This window comes from Thalassospira profundimaris, assembly GCF_003326755.1.
Lineage (GTDB): Bacteria > Pseudomonadota > Alphaproteobacteria > Rhodospirillales > Thalassospiraceae > Thalassospira > Thalassospira profundimaris_B.
The window spans coordinates 45,779-60,715 of the sequence record NZ_JPWH01000012.1 but is presented as its reverse complement, the minus strand read 5'-3'; the positions used below and the strand labels follow the sequence as shown (position 1 = coordinate 60,715).

At 54.5% G+C, this 14,937-nt stretch carries 17 protein-coding genes and 1 tRNA gene; 9 read left to right on the top strand and 9 right to left on the bottom strand.

Features of this window, described 5'->3' with window-relative positions; all coding sequences use genetic code 11:
• The first annotated feature begins 74 nt into the window (after positions 1-74).
• The 3 genes from TH25_RS14795 (at position 75) to TH25_RS14785 (ending at position 1,443) form a co-directional block, all read left to right on the top strand.
• Entirely contained in the window at positions 75-392 is a 318-nt protein-coding gene (locus tag TH25_RS14795; RefSeq protein WP_220151417.1) for an ArsR/SmtB family transcription factor, read from the top strand.
• A complete protein-coding gene (locus TH25_RS14790) occupies positions 389-766 on the top strand; it encodes an SRPBCC family protein (protein WP_114089129.1) in 378 nt (125 codons plus the stop codon). Before TH25_RS14795 ends, TH25_RS14790 begins: the two co-directional genes overlap by 4 nt.
• 62 nt (positions 767-828) lie before the next feature.
• Complete coding sequence (locus tag TH25_RS14785; protein ID WP_114089128.1) at positions 829-1,443, top strand: ATP-dependent Clp protease proteolytic subunit; 615 nt, start codon at positions 829-831, stop codon at positions 1,441-1,443.
• A 38-nt stretch (positions 1,444-1,481) separates the two neighbouring features.
• Here the strand turns inward: TH25_RS14785 and TH25_RS14780 are convergent, their stop codons facing one another.
• The 4 genes from TH25_RS14780 to TH25_RS14765 all read right to left on the bottom strand — a co-directional run bounded on the left by TH25_RS14780 (position 1,482) and on the right by TH25_RS14765 (position 3,180).
• A complete protein-coding gene (locus tag TH25_RS14780) occupies positions 1,482-1,835 on the bottom strand; it encodes a VOC family protein (RefSeq protein ID WP_114089198.1) in 354 nt (117 codons plus the stop codon).
• Positions 1,836-1,885: 50 nt separating this feature from the next.
• A complete protein-coding gene (locus TH25_RS14775) occupies positions 1,886-2,161 on the bottom strand; it encodes a DUF3572 domain-containing protein (RefSeq protein ID WP_114089127.1) in 276 nt (91 codons plus the stop codon).
• Between the two features lie 9 nt (positions 2,162-2,170).
• Positions 2,171-2,638, bottom strand: a complete 468-nt coding sequence (locus TH25_RS14770) for a hypothetical protein (protein ID WP_258549167.1) — start codon at positions 2,636-2,638, stop codon at positions 2,171-2,173.
• A gap of 453 nt (positions 2,639-3,091) precedes the next feature.
• Positions 3,092-3,180 (bottom strand) — tRNA-Leu (locus tag TH25_RS14765).
• 260 nt (positions 3,181-3,440) lie between these two features.
• Between TH25_RS14765 and TH25_RS14760 the strand changes: the two genes are divergently transcribed.
• The 3 genes from TH25_RS14760 (at position 3,441) to TH25_RS14750 (ending at position 5,986) form a co-directional block, all read left to right on the top strand.
• Positions 3,441-4,832: an autotransporter domain-containing protein gene (locus TH25_RS14760; RefSeq protein WP_114089126.1), complete on the top strand. Its 1,392-nt coding sequence runs from the start codon at positions 3,441-3,443 to the stop codon at positions 4,830-4,832.
• A 146-nt stretch (positions 4,833-4,978) separates the two neighbouring features.
• Positions 4,979-5,695 (top strand): 5,6-dimethylbenzimidazole synthase, encoded by a 717-nt coding sequence (gene bluB, locus TH25_RS14755; protein WP_114089125.1) that lies wholly within the window; start codon positions 4,979-4,981, stop codon positions 5,693-5,695.
• A gap of 45 nt (positions 5,696-5,740) precedes the next feature.
• Positions 5,741-5,986 carry a hypothetical protein gene (locus tag TH25_RS14750; RefSeq protein WP_114089124.1) on the top strand — a complete coding sequence of 82 codons (246 nt, stop codon included), beginning with the start codon at positions 5,741-5,743 and terminating at the stop codon, positions 5,984-5,986.
• A 52-nt stretch (positions 5,987-6,038) separates the two neighbouring features.
• On the opposite strand, the gene TH25_RS14745 is transcribed toward TH25_RS14750, so the two are convergent.
• The 4 genes from TH25_RS14745 to mutT all read right to left on the bottom strand — a co-directional run bounded on the left by TH25_RS14745 (position 6,039) and on the right by mutT (position 8,329).
• Positions 6,039-6,608, bottom strand: a complete 570-nt coding sequence (locus tag TH25_RS14745; RefSeq protein WP_114089123.1) for a hypothetical protein — start codon at positions 6,606-6,608, stop codon at positions 6,039-6,041.
• A gap of 84 nt (positions 6,609-6,692) precedes the next feature.
• Positions 6,693-7,031 (bottom strand): hypothetical protein, encoded by a 339-nt coding sequence (locus tag TH25_RS14740; RefSeq protein WP_181847634.1) that lies wholly within the window; start codon positions 7,029-7,031, stop codon positions 6,693-6,695.
• A 46-nt stretch (positions 7,032-7,077) separates the two neighbouring features.
• Entirely contained in the window at positions 7,078-7,839 is a 762-nt protein-coding gene (locus TH25_RS14735) for a competence/damage-inducible protein A (protein WP_114089122.1), read from the bottom strand.
• Positions 7,840-7,897: 58 nt separating this feature from the next.
• Complete coding sequence (mutT, locus tag TH25_RS14730; RefSeq protein WP_114089121.1) at positions 7,898-8,329, bottom strand: 8-oxo-dGTP diphosphatase MutT; 432 nt, start codon at positions 8,327-8,329, stop codon at positions 7,898-7,900.
• A gap of 132 nt (positions 8,330-8,461) precedes the next feature.
• On the opposite strand from mutT, the gene TH25_RS14725 reads away from it, so the two are divergent.
• Positions 8,462-9,334 carry an alpha/beta hydrolase gene (locus TH25_RS14725; protein WP_114089120.1) on the top strand — a complete coding sequence of 291 codons (873 nt, stop codon included), beginning with the start codon at positions 8,462-8,464 and terminating at the stop codon, positions 9,332-9,334.
• A gap of 87 nt (positions 9,335-9,421) precedes the next feature.
• Here the strand turns inward: TH25_RS14725 and secA are convergent, their stop codons facing one another.
• Positions 9,422-12,142, bottom strand: coding sequence for a preprotein translocase subunit SecA (gene secA / locus TH25_RS14720; RefSeq protein WP_114089119.1), 2,721 nt, complete (start codon positions 12,140-12,142; stop codon positions 9,422-9,424).
• A gap of 316 nt (positions 12,143-12,458) precedes the next feature.
• Here secA and TH25_RS14715 point away from each other — a divergent pair, with 316 nt between their 5' ends.
• Positions 12,459-13,589 (top strand): hypothetical protein, encoded by a 1,131-nt coding sequence (locus TH25_RS14715; RefSeq protein ID WP_147253028.1) that lies wholly within the window; start codon positions 12,459-12,461, stop codon positions 13,587-13,589.
• Positions 13,590-13,629: 40 nt separating this feature from the next.
• Entirely contained in the window at positions 13,630-14,721 is a 1,092-nt protein-coding gene (locus TH25_RS14710; RefSeq protein WP_114089117.1) for a hypothetical protein, read from the top strand.
• Positions 14,722-14,937: the final 216 nt, after the last annotated feature.

The window sequence follows — 14,937 nt, the reverse complement described above, 5'->3', positions numbered from 1 at the left end:
GGTTTTTAAAAGGCAAAAAAAACAGCATCGTAAATTGCTTGCATAAACACATAAGTGTGTGCTTATGTGTTTGCATGATGGAAAATCACATATTCAAGGCCCTCGCCGATCCAACCCGGCGCACCATTTTTGAAAAACTTGCCAGTGCCGATGGCATGAATGCCAGCGCGCTTCGCGACGGCATGACCATCAGCCAGCCTGCCATGTCACAACATCTGGCGGTATTGCGCGACGCCAAACTTGTACAGGAAGAACGGCAGGGAAGATTTGTTCAGTACCGGATCAATCCCGAAGGGCTGGACATGATTGTTCAGTGGGTCGCCCGATACAGCATCTTCTGGCCGGAACGCGTGAATGCCCTGCGCCAAACCCTAAAGGAGATGGACCAGTGACCGACCACAAAAACAGCCCGCGCAAAACCGGAAAAACCGCCCCGTCGCGCCGCCTTGAACTGGAATACAGCCTTGATGCACCCTGCGAAAAAGTCTGGCGGGCGATCAGCATCGCCGAAATCCGCGAAAGCTGGCTGCCAGGGGCAAATTTGCGCCACGCCAAACCGGTCCAGCACATCGCAGGCGAGGAAATTACCTACCAGATGCGCGACACTGCCCCGCCCTATCTGGAAAGTACTGTCACCTTCCGCCTGATCCCAACAGGGGACAACAGCACGCAGCTTCGCATCATTCACGACCTGACCGATGCACGATGCGCCCCCGCCCCCAAAGCCGCCAACAGCAATACACCCGAAATGATGCGTGCCGCCTGATCCCGCTCAGACCAGCCCTGCCCAGTTCAGCCCTGGCACGACCACAAACCCGGAGCCAAACCATGCGCGACATGATGCAGTTAATCCCGATGGTGGTTGAACAAACCAGCGCGGGCGAACGATCCTTTGACATTTATTCCCGCCTGTTGCGCGAACGGATCATTTTTCTCAATGGCGAAGTGAATGACACGATTTCGTCGCTGATCTGTGCACAGCTTTTGTTTTTGGAAGCGGAAAATTCCAAAAAGCCGATCCATCTTTACATCAATTCCCCGGGCGGGGTCATCACCAGCGGCATGGCGATGTATGACACCATGCGCTACATCAAGTCGCCGGTTCACACCCTGTGTATGGGCACCGCACGGTCAATGGGATCGTTCCTGTTAATGGCCGGTGAACCGGGCCATCGGGCCGCCCTGCCCAATGCCAGCCTGCATGTGCATCAACCCCTGGGCGGGTTTCAGGGCCAGGCATCGGACGTTTTGATCCATGCCGAAGAAATGCGCCTGACCAAACAACGCGTGATCGCCCTTTACGCCAGACATTGCGGCCGCAGCCACGACGAAGTTGAACGCACGCTTGACCGCGACCGCTTTATGACCGCCGAACAGGCGCTGGAATGGGGCCTGATTGACCAGATCCTGGAACATCGCGGTGCCAATGATGATACGCAATAAAACAGGGCAATCAGGCATCAAAAGCAAAAAGCTGCTGCCTAACCGGCGTGCGACAGAATATTAAGCAAACGACCAAACGGGTCGCGGACAAAAAACCGGCGCACGCCCCAGCTTTCATTCACCGGCCCGTATTCCGGCACAATACCGGCAGCACGCACCCGGTTTTCGGCCTCCGCAATGTCATCAACCTCGATGGACAGGTCGGGAACCGGTGTGCCAGCACCCCCTTCGCTTGCGATGCTAAGCTGCACCGTCATACGGGCCTGATTGCCAAATGTCACAATCCAGCCGTGATCCATCAAAATATCCAGCCCCAGAATATCACGATAAAAGGCCGCAGCCTTTTCCAAGTCCGGTGAGGCAATATTGGCAACGATGCGACGTACCTGCATGGCGGTCCCCATTCTGGCTCTTGGCGCGATGGCCGCAAAACAAAGCAGGCTTAATCCTGCCAGATCGGACCGCCCGATAATACCATATGTGCCTGTGCGGGCATTTCCGGGCGGCAGTCAATGGCATCAACCAGGCGCATTAAAAACGGTTCGTGCGATAGCAAAAATTCTAGCACGCCGCGCTGCACATCGCGGTTGCCAATCCCGGCGCGCAGATCATTCAAATCCATACCGGTCTGCATCAACAGGCCCTGCAACAATTCTTCATCACCCGCAACAAAGGCAATGGCCTGAATGGCAAGGGTTTCGGCTGCATCATTATTCATTATTTTCGCCTATTTTAACCAGTTCGCCTTTGCCAGCGCCCGCCAGATCACCAGCCCGGCCACCAGAATAATCCCGGCGGCAACCAAACTCAAACGGGTTCCCGCCAGCAGGACCAGCCCCCAAAACCCGATGGTGCCAAATCCGATCGCAAGACTTAGAAAGGCGGCCTTGGCAAGGCTGTCCTGACTTTTCTGGGCGGCCTCGGCCCGTTTGATTTCGTCAACAACTTCATACCATGCCAGTTGTTGCCAGCGGGTATATTTCAGCCCGCTTTTAGGGCCTTTGCGCAAAAAATCGTCAAGCTGGCGCACGATATTGGTCGCGCGTTCTTCGGGCGCAACATATTTGCCAAACCGTTCTTTTTTACGCAACTGATCGTCGTCATTTTCCGCCATTGTCGTGTCGGCACCCTTATTATCTTCCCCTTTGCCCGGCACAGTGACGGGCAACGCCTTTACATCCGGTAAATCTGCCACACTTGCCCTGCCCGGCAATTGCAACTTTTCGCATCGCGGCATATCTGTTAATTTGCAACAAGCAGGATAAACCCGGTTTCCAACCTGCAAGGGACCCAACCGGTGCTTGCATCATATGGTTTGGAAAATACTGTGTTCCAGGGGCAAGCCCCCGCCACCTTTGCCTGTCACAGGCGGGGCGTACATGATCCCGCCATCATAAAACCGCCCTTCCGGTTGGGGCACAATAATATCGGCAGGCAATTTTAGGGAAGAAACCATCGCGTTGACGTTTCGATAAAACCGTCAGGCGCGAAATTTGTGTGTCTTGTTCAGGGCAACAAACGGTTTTGGCACCGCTTGCGCACATGTTACGCGTCAGCCGGGGTCATCCAAAACGCGAATCGGCCGCGGGGCCGAAAACGTTTTAAATACAGGAGAAGGATAAAACCAGCGACGGGACGAAAAAAAGAATGGTGCGGGCGGCCGGACTTGAACCGGCAAGGTCTGTTAGGACCGGCGGATTTTAAGTCCGCTGCGTATACCAATTTCGCCACGCCCGCAAGAACTTGGCAGAAAAGCCACGGGGCAAAACGCCCCAAAGACAGGTCAGGTTTCTAGCGCGCCTTTGCGCCAGACGCAACATTCTATTGCAGGGATTTATCATTCGGTAACTCCCCTGGGCTATCACCAAAATGATAGCAGTTAGCAAAACGGGGCAAAGACCCCGGACAATTTGAAGAATTTCGCTGCCAAAACCAGGTGGCAGCACCATATACGGGCGGCATATTGCCGATAAAAGCGAGCCGAGACACAACAGACAATGAAACTGCGCTGGAGCATCATAGCCATCGGCACAGCCTGCGTTGCCGTTTCAACCCTGCCATCCGACAGGGGCGTTCCGCCGTGGATCAATCGCGCCTTCGCCGCCCAGGACAAAACACTGCGCACCATCGAATCGCCAATTCTGCGTACCGAAACCATGACACGGACAAAAAACCGGCTCGGCCATCTGGATCGCCTGTCCGACCGGCTGGATGGCAATTTTGTCAACAATACCCTGCAACCATTGTTTTTGGATAACAGCAAACCCGCCAGCGAACAGCCGCCCGATGCCCTGGCAATGGGCACGGATGTGGCATCCCAGATCGAAAGCTATAGCGGCCGCGATGCCCTGGGCTCCCTTGCCGAACGGATTGACTTTGACAGCGCCAATGGCTCCTTCCCGACACAGGAGCGCGCAACCGACCGCGCCATGAGCATTTGGGTCCACGGAACCCGCCAAAGCATTGACAATCGCGTTGCCCAAGACGGTTTTAACCCCGGCTTAAACGGCGATGTGATTGCCGTGGATACCGGTGTGGATTACCGGGTTGATACATCCACCATCATTGGCCTTGCGCTGGGCTGGGGCAGCACGGCAAGCGACATTGCCGCCCGCCAGACGCTGTATCGGGAAAACAACGTCACCTTTTCCCCCTACTTCCTCACCCGCATGACGGACTGGCTCAAGCTCAATGGCAGCCTGGGCATTGGCAGCAGCGACATCACCCGCACCGGCCTTGCCAGTACCTATGAAAATACCAGCTCCAGCATGACCTATTCCGGTTCGCTGGGCTTTGATGCCGAACAGAATTTGGGCCAAACGCCGCTGAGCCTGCGCCTGAAGGGCAATTTGATCAGCGCGCGCGAATCCTATGGCAAACATTTCACACCCAACGGTGAAATCGTCTCGGGCCATATCGCAACTTCCACCCTGTTTGATTCCGAGGCCGAAGCCCGCTATCGCATCGAAATGGGCGAACATCTTTTCACCCCCTTCTTTGGCGAAAACCAGACCATGTCGGTTCTCAATGAAGGGTTTGGCAGCGATCAGACCCGGCGCTATTTTACCGGCACCGACTATGCCTATAGCCCGTTTTCCCTGAATGCGTCCTTGCAGGCCTTTCGCGAATTCAACCCGGGCACCGATCCTTATGAAGGGATCAAGGGGGAATTGCGCTTCTCCACCATTCTGCCGCGCGACTACGGCACGATCCAGCCCTTCGTGAACACCGAACGTGATAATGATGCGGTCAAGCTGGGTGGCGGATTTGACCATTACTGGACAGAGTTTTCCGGCCATGTCGGACTTGAGATCAATCAGACGCTGACCTTTGATCAAACTGACAAAGACCCGCTATCGGGCCTTGTCACCCTCAGTTTTGATATGTAAGGCAGGGAAACTGATTTTTATGCCCTTTCCGGTAGCCCCTGTGTGAATTCGGCACGCTGCCAGCGATAAATCCAAACTCACGGCTTCTCAGAACGGGCAAAAGCCCCTAGGGTGCGACAAGACACGATTTATCCTGTAGGTATCGCATGACCGAAACCGACCGCGCCAAAACCCCGGATGATCCGACCCGTGAAGCATCCGCCAGCCCAAAGGGCAGCGAGACGCTAACACCACCGGTCTTTGACCAGTCCTTTCAGCAGCAATTCATCGATTTGCTGTTATGGCGGCGCGATGTGCGGCGCTTTCGCACCGACCCGATCCCCGAGGCCGACATTGACGGCCTGATTGCCGAAGCCTGCCTGGCGCCATCGGTTGGCAATTGTCAGCCCTGGCGGTTTGTTAAGGTCAATGCCCCGGAACGCCGCCGCGCCATTCGCGACAGCTTTGAACGCGCCAACCAGCAGGCACTCAATGATTATGAAGGCGAACGGGCAAAGCTTTATGCCTCGCTGAAACTTCAGGGCATGGACCAGGCCCCGGTGCAGCTTGCCGTTTTCGCCGACGAGGAAACCGAGGCCGGCATGGGCCTGGGCCGCAAAACCATGCCGGAAATGCTGGATTATTCCGCCGTTGCGGCCGTGCAGCTTTTGTGGCTTGCCGCAAGGGTCAAGGGCATTGGCATGGGCTGGGTCAGTATTCTCGAACCCAATGTGGTGCAACAGGTGCTTGATGTGCCCGAACACTGGCGGCTGATTGCCTATTTGTGCATCGGCTACCCGGAAGAGGACAATGTGGTGCCCGAACTGGTGCGCCACGGCTGGCAGGACCGCATCGACCCGCACGACGTGACGCTGGACAGATAACAGCCAACGCTGATTGGCACATTTAAAACATCAGGGAATACAAAAATGACAGGCGAACCGGCCGGACAAAACCCCGAAACCCGGGACAAAAAACTGCCAAACGGCCATTATTTCAAAATCATGGGCTATCTGCTCACCGCCTGCTGGGTGGGGTATATCGTCATGATCACCCAGGGCGACACCAGCCACCCGATGTTTGATTATATCTTTTCCGTACCGCTGGTCTGCTGGATTGTCGGCATGGTGATTGCCCATTTTATCCGCAAAAAGGCCGGTGGCGACCGTCCTTAATTACAGAAACAGTCCTCCACTACGGCACTCAAACATTAAAATTTACGAAACCTTACGCTCTCGTAAATTTTAGGACAAACGTGTCGACATCTTTAAAAATATCATCAAGGCATGAAGCAACAAGTTCCCGTTTATCTTCCAATTTCGAGTCAGTCCAAGAAGCAGAAAGCTCTTTATTGGATATAAATTGCTGACGCTCTGATTTTTCTCCATATCGAAAATTTACATCAACAACACACTTAAAATCACGTGGGCTAAGCGCAGATACAATTGCGACGAAGAGGATACTATCGGCAACTCGAGCCTTCCGCAGAAGGTTTGCCTTAATCACGGTTATTTCAAGACGCGGACCACCTTCGCCACCAACAGCCAGATAACGGTTTTTCAGCCTACCATAAAACAATTTGTTAAAATGCGGCTTCATATAATCACCAGGCATGACATGATAGCTATTTGACCACATGCCATCATATATTCCGGCGTCATCTTCTGACGTAAAATCATCAACTGATACGCTTGAGACTTCTATTTTTTCTTTATTCAGCACCTCACTGGAGAATTCGGGAGGAGGCGTCGCACAACCCGATAAAAAAACAACAAAGCCTACTAATAACCTCTTCATTTTTCCTCCCAACCTTAGTGATGAAGCATATTATAATTGCAGGAGAAAATTTGAAATTATTTTTGGTACATTTAACTTTGCAATTTATGTGTCGTGACTATCATCCTTGCGGTTATAGCGACGTTCATCGTCATAATCGTCATTGTCGGAAAAACCGCCCAGCATCATCACCCCGGCCCCCATGCTGATGCCGCCAAAGGTAATGAACACGCCAAAAAACAGCAAAAAGATAAAAATCGCCGTATCCCGCGAGGCCGAAGCCAGCGTCCAGATGCCACCAATGTCAAAATAAAGCACCAGCACGCCAAAAACGATCGCCCCCACGCCGCCATACATCATGTGGGTCAGCATGAATTTGACGATCTTCCATTCGTCGCCGGGTTTTTGTGTCCCGCCCCCGGAACCGGGTTTATCCTGTCTCATGCTGGACCCTCGCTGATCACGGGTGAGAGATCAGACACCAGAGCGGTTATGAGGCACTGTCATCGTCGATAACGTCGCGGCCAAAACCGATAATCGCGCTGGTAATCCGGGCAATCGCGGCATCGACATCAGCCTGCTCTTCGCCTCGCACCACCAATGTGGTCCCTAATTTCCCCTCCCGCAAGAAGGGATAGGACCCTATATCAGTATTTTTGAATTCATCCTGGATTTTGCCCAGGGCCTCGGCAATGGTGCCCTCGGGAATATAACCCGCAACCGAGCGCGAAATCATCGGGCGTCCGCCCACAAGCTGGTGTTTGATGCCCTGAAACATCGCCTGCATGATCATGGGCACACCGGCCATGACATAAACATTTTCCATGCGATAGCCCGGTGCCTTGCTGACCGGGTTTTCAACCAGTTCCGCCCCGCGCGGAATGCGCGCCATGCGCAGGCGCGCTTCATTCAGGTCCACATCCGGGTTGGCATAATTGCTGCGCAGCAATTTGACCGCTTCGTCATTCAAATCCAGCGGCACGCCAAAGGCTTCGGCAATGCAGTCCGATGTAATGTCATCATGGGTCGGGCCGATGCCCCCCGTGGTAAAAACATAATCAAACTTGGCCCGGCATTCATTCACTGTATCGATAATGGTTTGGGCAATATCGGGAATAACACGGGCCTCGGCCAGACGGATGCCAAGTTCATTAAGCTGTTCGGCCAGATAGGGCAGGTTTTTGTCATGGGTGCGGCCCGAGAGGATCTCATTGCCAATAATCAGCAAACAGGCACGAACGGTTTTGGACATAACACCCTCATTCTTTAATAATCACCCTGCCAGGACCGGCACAGCATAAAGACAAACCCTATAAAAAATCGCGCAGCATCGCCACCAGGGGCACATCGGCCGGTGGCATCGGATAATCGCCCAGGCGTACCGGGCGCACCCATTTTACCTGCTGGCCTTCCATCGGGCGAACTTCCCCTTTCCAGACGCGGCACAGATACAGCGGCATCATCAGATGAAAATCGTCATAGGTGAAAGATGCAAAAGTAAACGGGGCCAGGCAGCTTTCGGTAATGTCGATATTAAGCTCTTCTTTCAGCTCGCGCACCAGGGCCATTTCGGGGGTTTCACCGGGTTCCACCTTGCCGCCGGGAAATTCCCACAGCCCGGCCATCGATTTACCTTCCGGGCGCTGGGCAATCAGCACACGATGATCAATATCAACCAGTGCCACGGCACTGACAAAGACGGTGCGTTCAGGCACACGGCCCTGACGCAAATCGACTGACATGCAGCCGCTATCTGGTTTTTGAACTGTCATGACACGGTTTTATCGCGCCGACGATGCCCCGCCAAGAGGGGATGCAATCCTTTTGATGATTTTTTGCGTATATAAAACAAATCCATAACCACGAAGTCTGCCATGCCCCGTCCCCGTCTGCTTGTTCTTGCCTCCAACGCCCTTTTGGCAACCCTGCTGCTTGCCGGGTGTGACCGCCTTGGCGCCTTTAACAGTTTACAGGCCGGTGACATCAAACCGGCCATAACCGATCTGTCCTATGGGCCGGATGCCCGGCAAAAAATGGATATTTACCTGCCCGCCAAACTGCAACGTCCGGCCCCGCTCATTATCTGGTTTTACGGCGGATCATGGGATTCGGGCAACAAGGCCAAATATGCCTTTGTCGCCAAACGATTTACCGACATGGGCTATGCGGTTGCCATCCCCGATTACCGCTTGGTGCCCAAGGTACATTATCCGGCCTTCGTACAGGATGGGGCGCAGGCCATCAAAACCGCCAGGGCATTTGCCCAGGAGCACCCTGCCGACATTACCGCACAAAAACTGATATTGGCCGGGCATAGTGCCGGCGCCTATAACGCAATGCAGGTTGTTGCCCGGCAGTCGTTCCTGCAAAAGGTCGGTTTAACCCGTAATGATATTGCCGGTATCATCGGCCTTTCCGGCCCGTATGATTTTTATCCCTATGATGTTGATGCCACCCGCAACGCCTTTGGCGACACCCCCGGAGCCGAAAGCCAGCCGGTCAATCAGGACCTCGCGACCATGCCGCCCCTATTGCTGATCACCGGGGAAGCCGACCACACGGTGTTCCCGCGCAATTCCATCCGCCTGGCGAAATTGGCCCCGAAGGCAACACTGGTTAAAATCCCCGATATGAACCATGTTGGCACGGTGGTCGCCCTGGGGACCTTTTTAACCGGCGATGCCCGTGTCACAAAACCGATTGCCCAGTTCCTGGCACAGAATGCCCCGATAACACTCGCGAAATAATCTGGTGGACACCAATCAGCCCAGAAAAAACGCGCGGCCCGAAAAGCAGCGCGTTTTTTCTTTTGAAATCATGGCACAGACAACGTCTTACGACACCTGACCGTGGCAATGTTTGTATTTTTTACCCGACCCGCACGGGCACGGTGCATTGCGTGAAACGCGGCCCCAGGTTGCAGGGTTATTTGGGTCCACCGTGCCACCGGACTGACGGGACTGCACGGTTTCCTGCATCCGTTCTTCGGCGGCGGTTGCGGCCGTCGGGTCGCTTTCCGGCGACGGATGGTTTTCGTGCATTTCCTGCTGCTGGCGCGGCTCCAAATCCTCGGGGCGCGGGGTGGACTGCAATTCAACATGCGACATCATCTGTGTCACACGTTCGCGCAGCATGCCCAGCATCTCTTCAAACAGGTTAAAGGCTTCGCGCTTGAATTCGTTGAGCGGGTCCCGCTGACCATAAGCCCGCAGGCCAATGCCCTGGCGCAGATGATCAAGCGCCAGAAGATGTTCCTTCCAGGACTGATCGAGCAATTGCAACAGCAGGCTCTTTTCAACCTGGCGGATGATGTCGGCCCCGTAATTGGCAACCTTGGCCGCCATTTTGGACTCAACAGCCTTGGAAATGCGTTCCTGCACAATCGACGGGTCAATGCCTTCTTCCTTGATCCAGTCTTCAACCGGCAGGCTCAGGCCAAACAGGCGCAGGCATTCTTCATGCAGGGATTTGGCTTCCCACTGTTCCGGATAAACCTTTTCCGGGCAATGACGTTCCACCAGCCCCTCGATCACCTCGGCGCGCATTTCGGCAACGTCCTCGGCCACATCCTTGGCCTGCATCAAATCGCGGCGCTGGTCATAAATAACCTTACGCTGGTCATTCATTACATCGTCAAATTTCAAAAGGTTTTTACGAATGTCAAAGTTGCGGCCTTCAACCTTTTGCTGGGCTTTCTCCAGCGCCCTGTTGATCCAGGGATGGTAAATGGCTTCGCCTTTTTCCAGCCCCAGCTTCTGCAACATACTGTCCATGCGCTCGGACCCGAAAATGCGCATCAAATCATCTTCCAGCGACAGGAAGAATTTCGATGCCCCCGGGTCCCCCTGACGACCGGAACGACCGCGCAACTGGTTGTCAATACGCCGCGATTCGTGGCGTTCGGTCCCAATCACGAACAGCCCGCCAGCCTCGTGAACCTTTTTCTGGTCGGCGGCGACCTCTTCGCGAATGCGGGCAATGCCGGCTTCGCGTTTGGAATCGTCAACATCGGCCAGTTCCAGTTCGGCCCGCATTTCAACGTTACCACCCAGTTTAATGTCGGTCCCGCGACCGGCCATGTTGGTGGCAATCGTAATCGCGCCCGGCGCACCGGCCTGGGCCACGATATAGGCTTCGCGTTCGTGCTGCTTGGCGTTCAAAATCTCATGCGGGATTTTGCGTTTTTTCAGAAGCGCGCTAAGCATTTCCGACTTTTCAATCGACACCGTGCCCACCAGGGCAGGCTGACCGCGACCGTGGCATTCCACCAGAAGATCGGCAATCGCTTCCCATTTTTCGGCGGCGGTACGGTAAATCTCGTCGTCATAATCCTTTCGCGCAATCGGACGATGGGTCGGAATTTCCACAACCTTCAGGCCGTAAATTTCCTCAAATTCCTCGGCCTCGGTCATGGCGGTACCGGTCATGCCCGCCAGCTTCGGATACAGACGGAAATAGTTCTGGAAGGTGATCGAGGCCAGGGTCTGGTTTTCGTTCTGAACCTCAACCCGTTCCTTGGCTTCCAGCGCCTGATGCAGACCATCGGAATAACGGCGGCCTTCCATCATGCGGCCGGTAAATTCGTCAATGATGACAACCTTGTTGTCCTTGACGATATAGTCAGTATCGCGCTGAAACAGCTTGTGCGCCCGCAAGGCCTGGTTGGTATGGTGCACCAGATGAATGTTATTGAGATCATAAAGGGTTCCTTCAGTCAGGATTCCCATTTCCTTCAATAACTGTTCGGCATGCTCGGTCCCCTCTTCGGTCAGGGTCACGGCGCGGGCTTTTTCGTCTTTTTCGTAATCTTCATCAACCAGCTTGGGAATAAGCTGATCCACCGCCTGATACATGGCGGAACTGTCTTCGGCAGGGCCGGAAATGATCAGCGGGGTCCGGGCTTCGTCGACCAGAATCGAGTCAACTTCGTCGACGATGGCATAATTGAATTCGCGCTGGACCATGTCTTCCAGACGGAACTTCATGTTGTCGCGCAAATAGTCAAAGCCAAGTTCGTTATTGGTGGCATAGGTGATGTCACACCGATAGGCCGCACGGCGCTGATCGTCGGTCATGCCGTGCATGATCACACCGACCGACATGCCAAGGAAGCCGTAAACCTGCCCCATCCATTCCGCATCACGACGGGCCAGATAATCGTTGACCGTCACCACATGCACGCCCTTGCCTTCAAGCGCGTTGAGATAAACCGGCAGGGTCGAAACCAGCGTTTTACCTTCACCGGTTTTCATTTCGGCGATTTTGCCATCATTGAGAACGATACCGCCCGTCATCTGCACATCATAATGACGTTCACCGCGCACACGCTTTGCCGCTTCGCGGACCGTGGCATAGGCATCGGGCAGAACCTGGGCCAGAGTCTCGCCCTTTTGGAGACGATCGCGCAGCCAGTCGGTGCGGGCGCGCAGATCCTCGTCAGACAGTTTCTCGACCTCGGGTTCCAAGGCGTTGATTTGCTCGACCGTGGCCCGAAGGGCTTTGATTTCACGATCGTTAGCTGAACCGAAAATTTTCCGGGCAATGACGCCGAGCATTAAAACGTTCCTGGATAAAATGAAAATAACAAACAGACGGGCTCCGGGATAATACCGGGCCCGATCACAGATAGAACCCTGACTTTGATCTGTCAACGGAACGAACGCCTAACATGCAACTGTAATGTACATATTCATGTCATTCGGTATCCAACATCGCTGTTTTTGCCTCTTGAGGCACGCGCAAAAACGCTTTATGATGAAACCATAGGGTGTCACCCTTGCATTTTTAATATTCGGGCAAGTAGCCCAAGCTTGTCGTATGGTCGGAAAACGGCCCAAAACCGGCGACAGCGTGCCTCAGGAGGAGGATAATATGGCGGACATATCCGCGTTTGGCCCGCTTCGCGCGGCCTCAACCCCGACAACCGACCCCCGCTTTGCCAAGGGGCACGGCGCCGAATCCGGTGCAGGATCACAGCTTGGTCGCCCGGCACAGCAATCGTCAGACAATGTTTCATTGTCGCCGCGCGCCCTGGATGCCATGCAGGAAAGCGACAAGGCGGGCAAACCCGATACCGGCAAACAGGTTGCCGCCAGCGGGCTGGGCAACGATGCCCTTTCAATGGCGCTGGAAAAAATACGCGACAATGTGACCGAAATGTTTGCGCTAACGGGCATGACCGAAGAAGCCGCCAAATTGGCGACCGAAAGCCTGTTTGCAAACATTCAGGATCAGGCGGCAAAATCGGCCAGCTTTGATTTTTCATTCAAGCAGGCGATTGCATCCCATTCCCAGACCGCAGTTGCCTATAGCGACGGCAATTCCGCCGCGACAGGCTACAGCACCTCGGATGTCTATGCCGCTCATTCGCTTGATATCAGCATCGATAAAAACTCGGGCGATTTTTCATTCAGCTACAGTTCCAAAAAACTGGAAGTTTCGCGCATGGCCGTTGTTGCCACGGGCAATAGCGGGGCATCCATGATGAATGCGTTTAACACCGCGCTGGATGCGCTGGGTGGCGACAACCTTGTCAATAGCCTGGGCCAACAGGCCGGAGCAGACCAGGGCGGCCTGCTGTTTGACATGAATGACAGCGGCGTTGCCGATTTCATCAAGGATCTTTTGGAAAAAACCACCGGCGATTCCAGTGCCGCCACCAAGGCTGCCAACAAGGATAAAAACCCGGACGGCTCCACAAATACCGAGGCAGCAAGCCAGCCTGCATCCGAAGGCCTCAGTGCTGCCGATCTGGCCCTTAAACAGGCCAACGACCTGCATGAACAAATCATGAAGCAGGCTGCCGTCATCGTCCGCAATGTTCAGGAAATGATGCAGCCCGATGCCAACGGCGAGGATCGTCCGGTGCTAAATATGAGCATCGATCTGTTAATGCCGCTGGGACGTGCCGGTAATGATGGCATTTCGCCAACCTTCCAGATGCCTGACGGCAACACGGTGAAAGTTGCACCGGATGCCAAAACATCCGACGTAACAGCCTGAACCGCCTTTTCCAGTAACGCTGTCACAACGGAGACAGCCAATGGTATCACTTGGCATCCATAGCGCGGCACAAAGCCGCGCAAGCGCCCTGCTTGTCTCTCAACAGGGGGCAAAAAAGGGCATCGAACAGCTTACCGGCAGCGCCACCGCAACACGCGAAAATCTTGCTTCCCGCGGCCAGACAGCCCGCCAGCAACAAACCTCTGGTAGCTCCGGCAGCAATCCTGCCAGCCATCCCGGCCTGCGCGAACGCGAAGCCTCGGTCCGTGCTGAAATCGCATCGTCCGTATCGCAGATACGTCCCATGTCGGTCAGCGGCAGTGATGTGATCGATGATGCCTCGCGCCGCATGAATCGCGACGCGTTGATTGTGTTTACCCTGTTGGGCTTCCCGCCGGAAAAGGCCCGCAACATGGCAGAAGATCTTTCAGATACCGCCAGCAACATCGCACCCCCGGACGGGCTCAACACCGCGTTGCGTAATTTCAGTCGGCAAAGCGGCAATCTGTCGCTGGTTGCCAGCAGCATCGAACTCAATTTCAGCCAAACCAACCTGCAAATGGCCAGCCAAAATGGCACCATAACCGGCGTTTCCGTGACCGAATTCCAACTGCGCATTGAACAGATTCGTATGGAAATCAGCAATGTCACCCAGCAGGACCCGCTGATTTTAGACCTGGATGGCAACGGCATTGATATTACCAGCCTGCGCGACGGGGCGATTTTTGACCTGGATGGCGATGGCCGCAATGACCGGGTTGCCTGGATTACCGGCAAGGATGCCCTGCTGGCGCTTGATAAAAACAAAAACGGCAAAATCGATGATGGCAAAGAACTGTTTGGCGACCAGAATGGTGCCAAAGATGGCTTTGCCGAACTTGCCACCTATGATGATAATGGCGATGGTACCATTGATGCGCAGGACAGGGTTTTTTCGTCGCTGATCCTGCTGCATGCCGATGGCACACAATCAAGCCTGGCCGACGAAGGCATTACCAGCCTTCGTGTTTCCGCCATTACCCCGTTATCGGAACGCCTGATTGGCGGCACCCTGGCCGCAAAGGGGGAATTTGTCCGCGATGATGGCAGTGTGGGTACAACCGGTGAAGTCCTGCTTGATATGCAGGCCTGAAACGGCCAAAACGGTTCAAAACGCACCCTATTGGCACGCAACCTCCCTTAAATTGCCGCATTATGCCAATAGGAAGGGGGAAATAGCTGTCGCATTATCACGTTTCTGTCAGCCTGCCGGAAAAATCCGAAACATCAGCGGGCTGCCTCTTGTGCCGTGGTAAAGGATATGATTTATCCGTAGGATATCAGGAACAGGGTCCACTGGACCCGAATA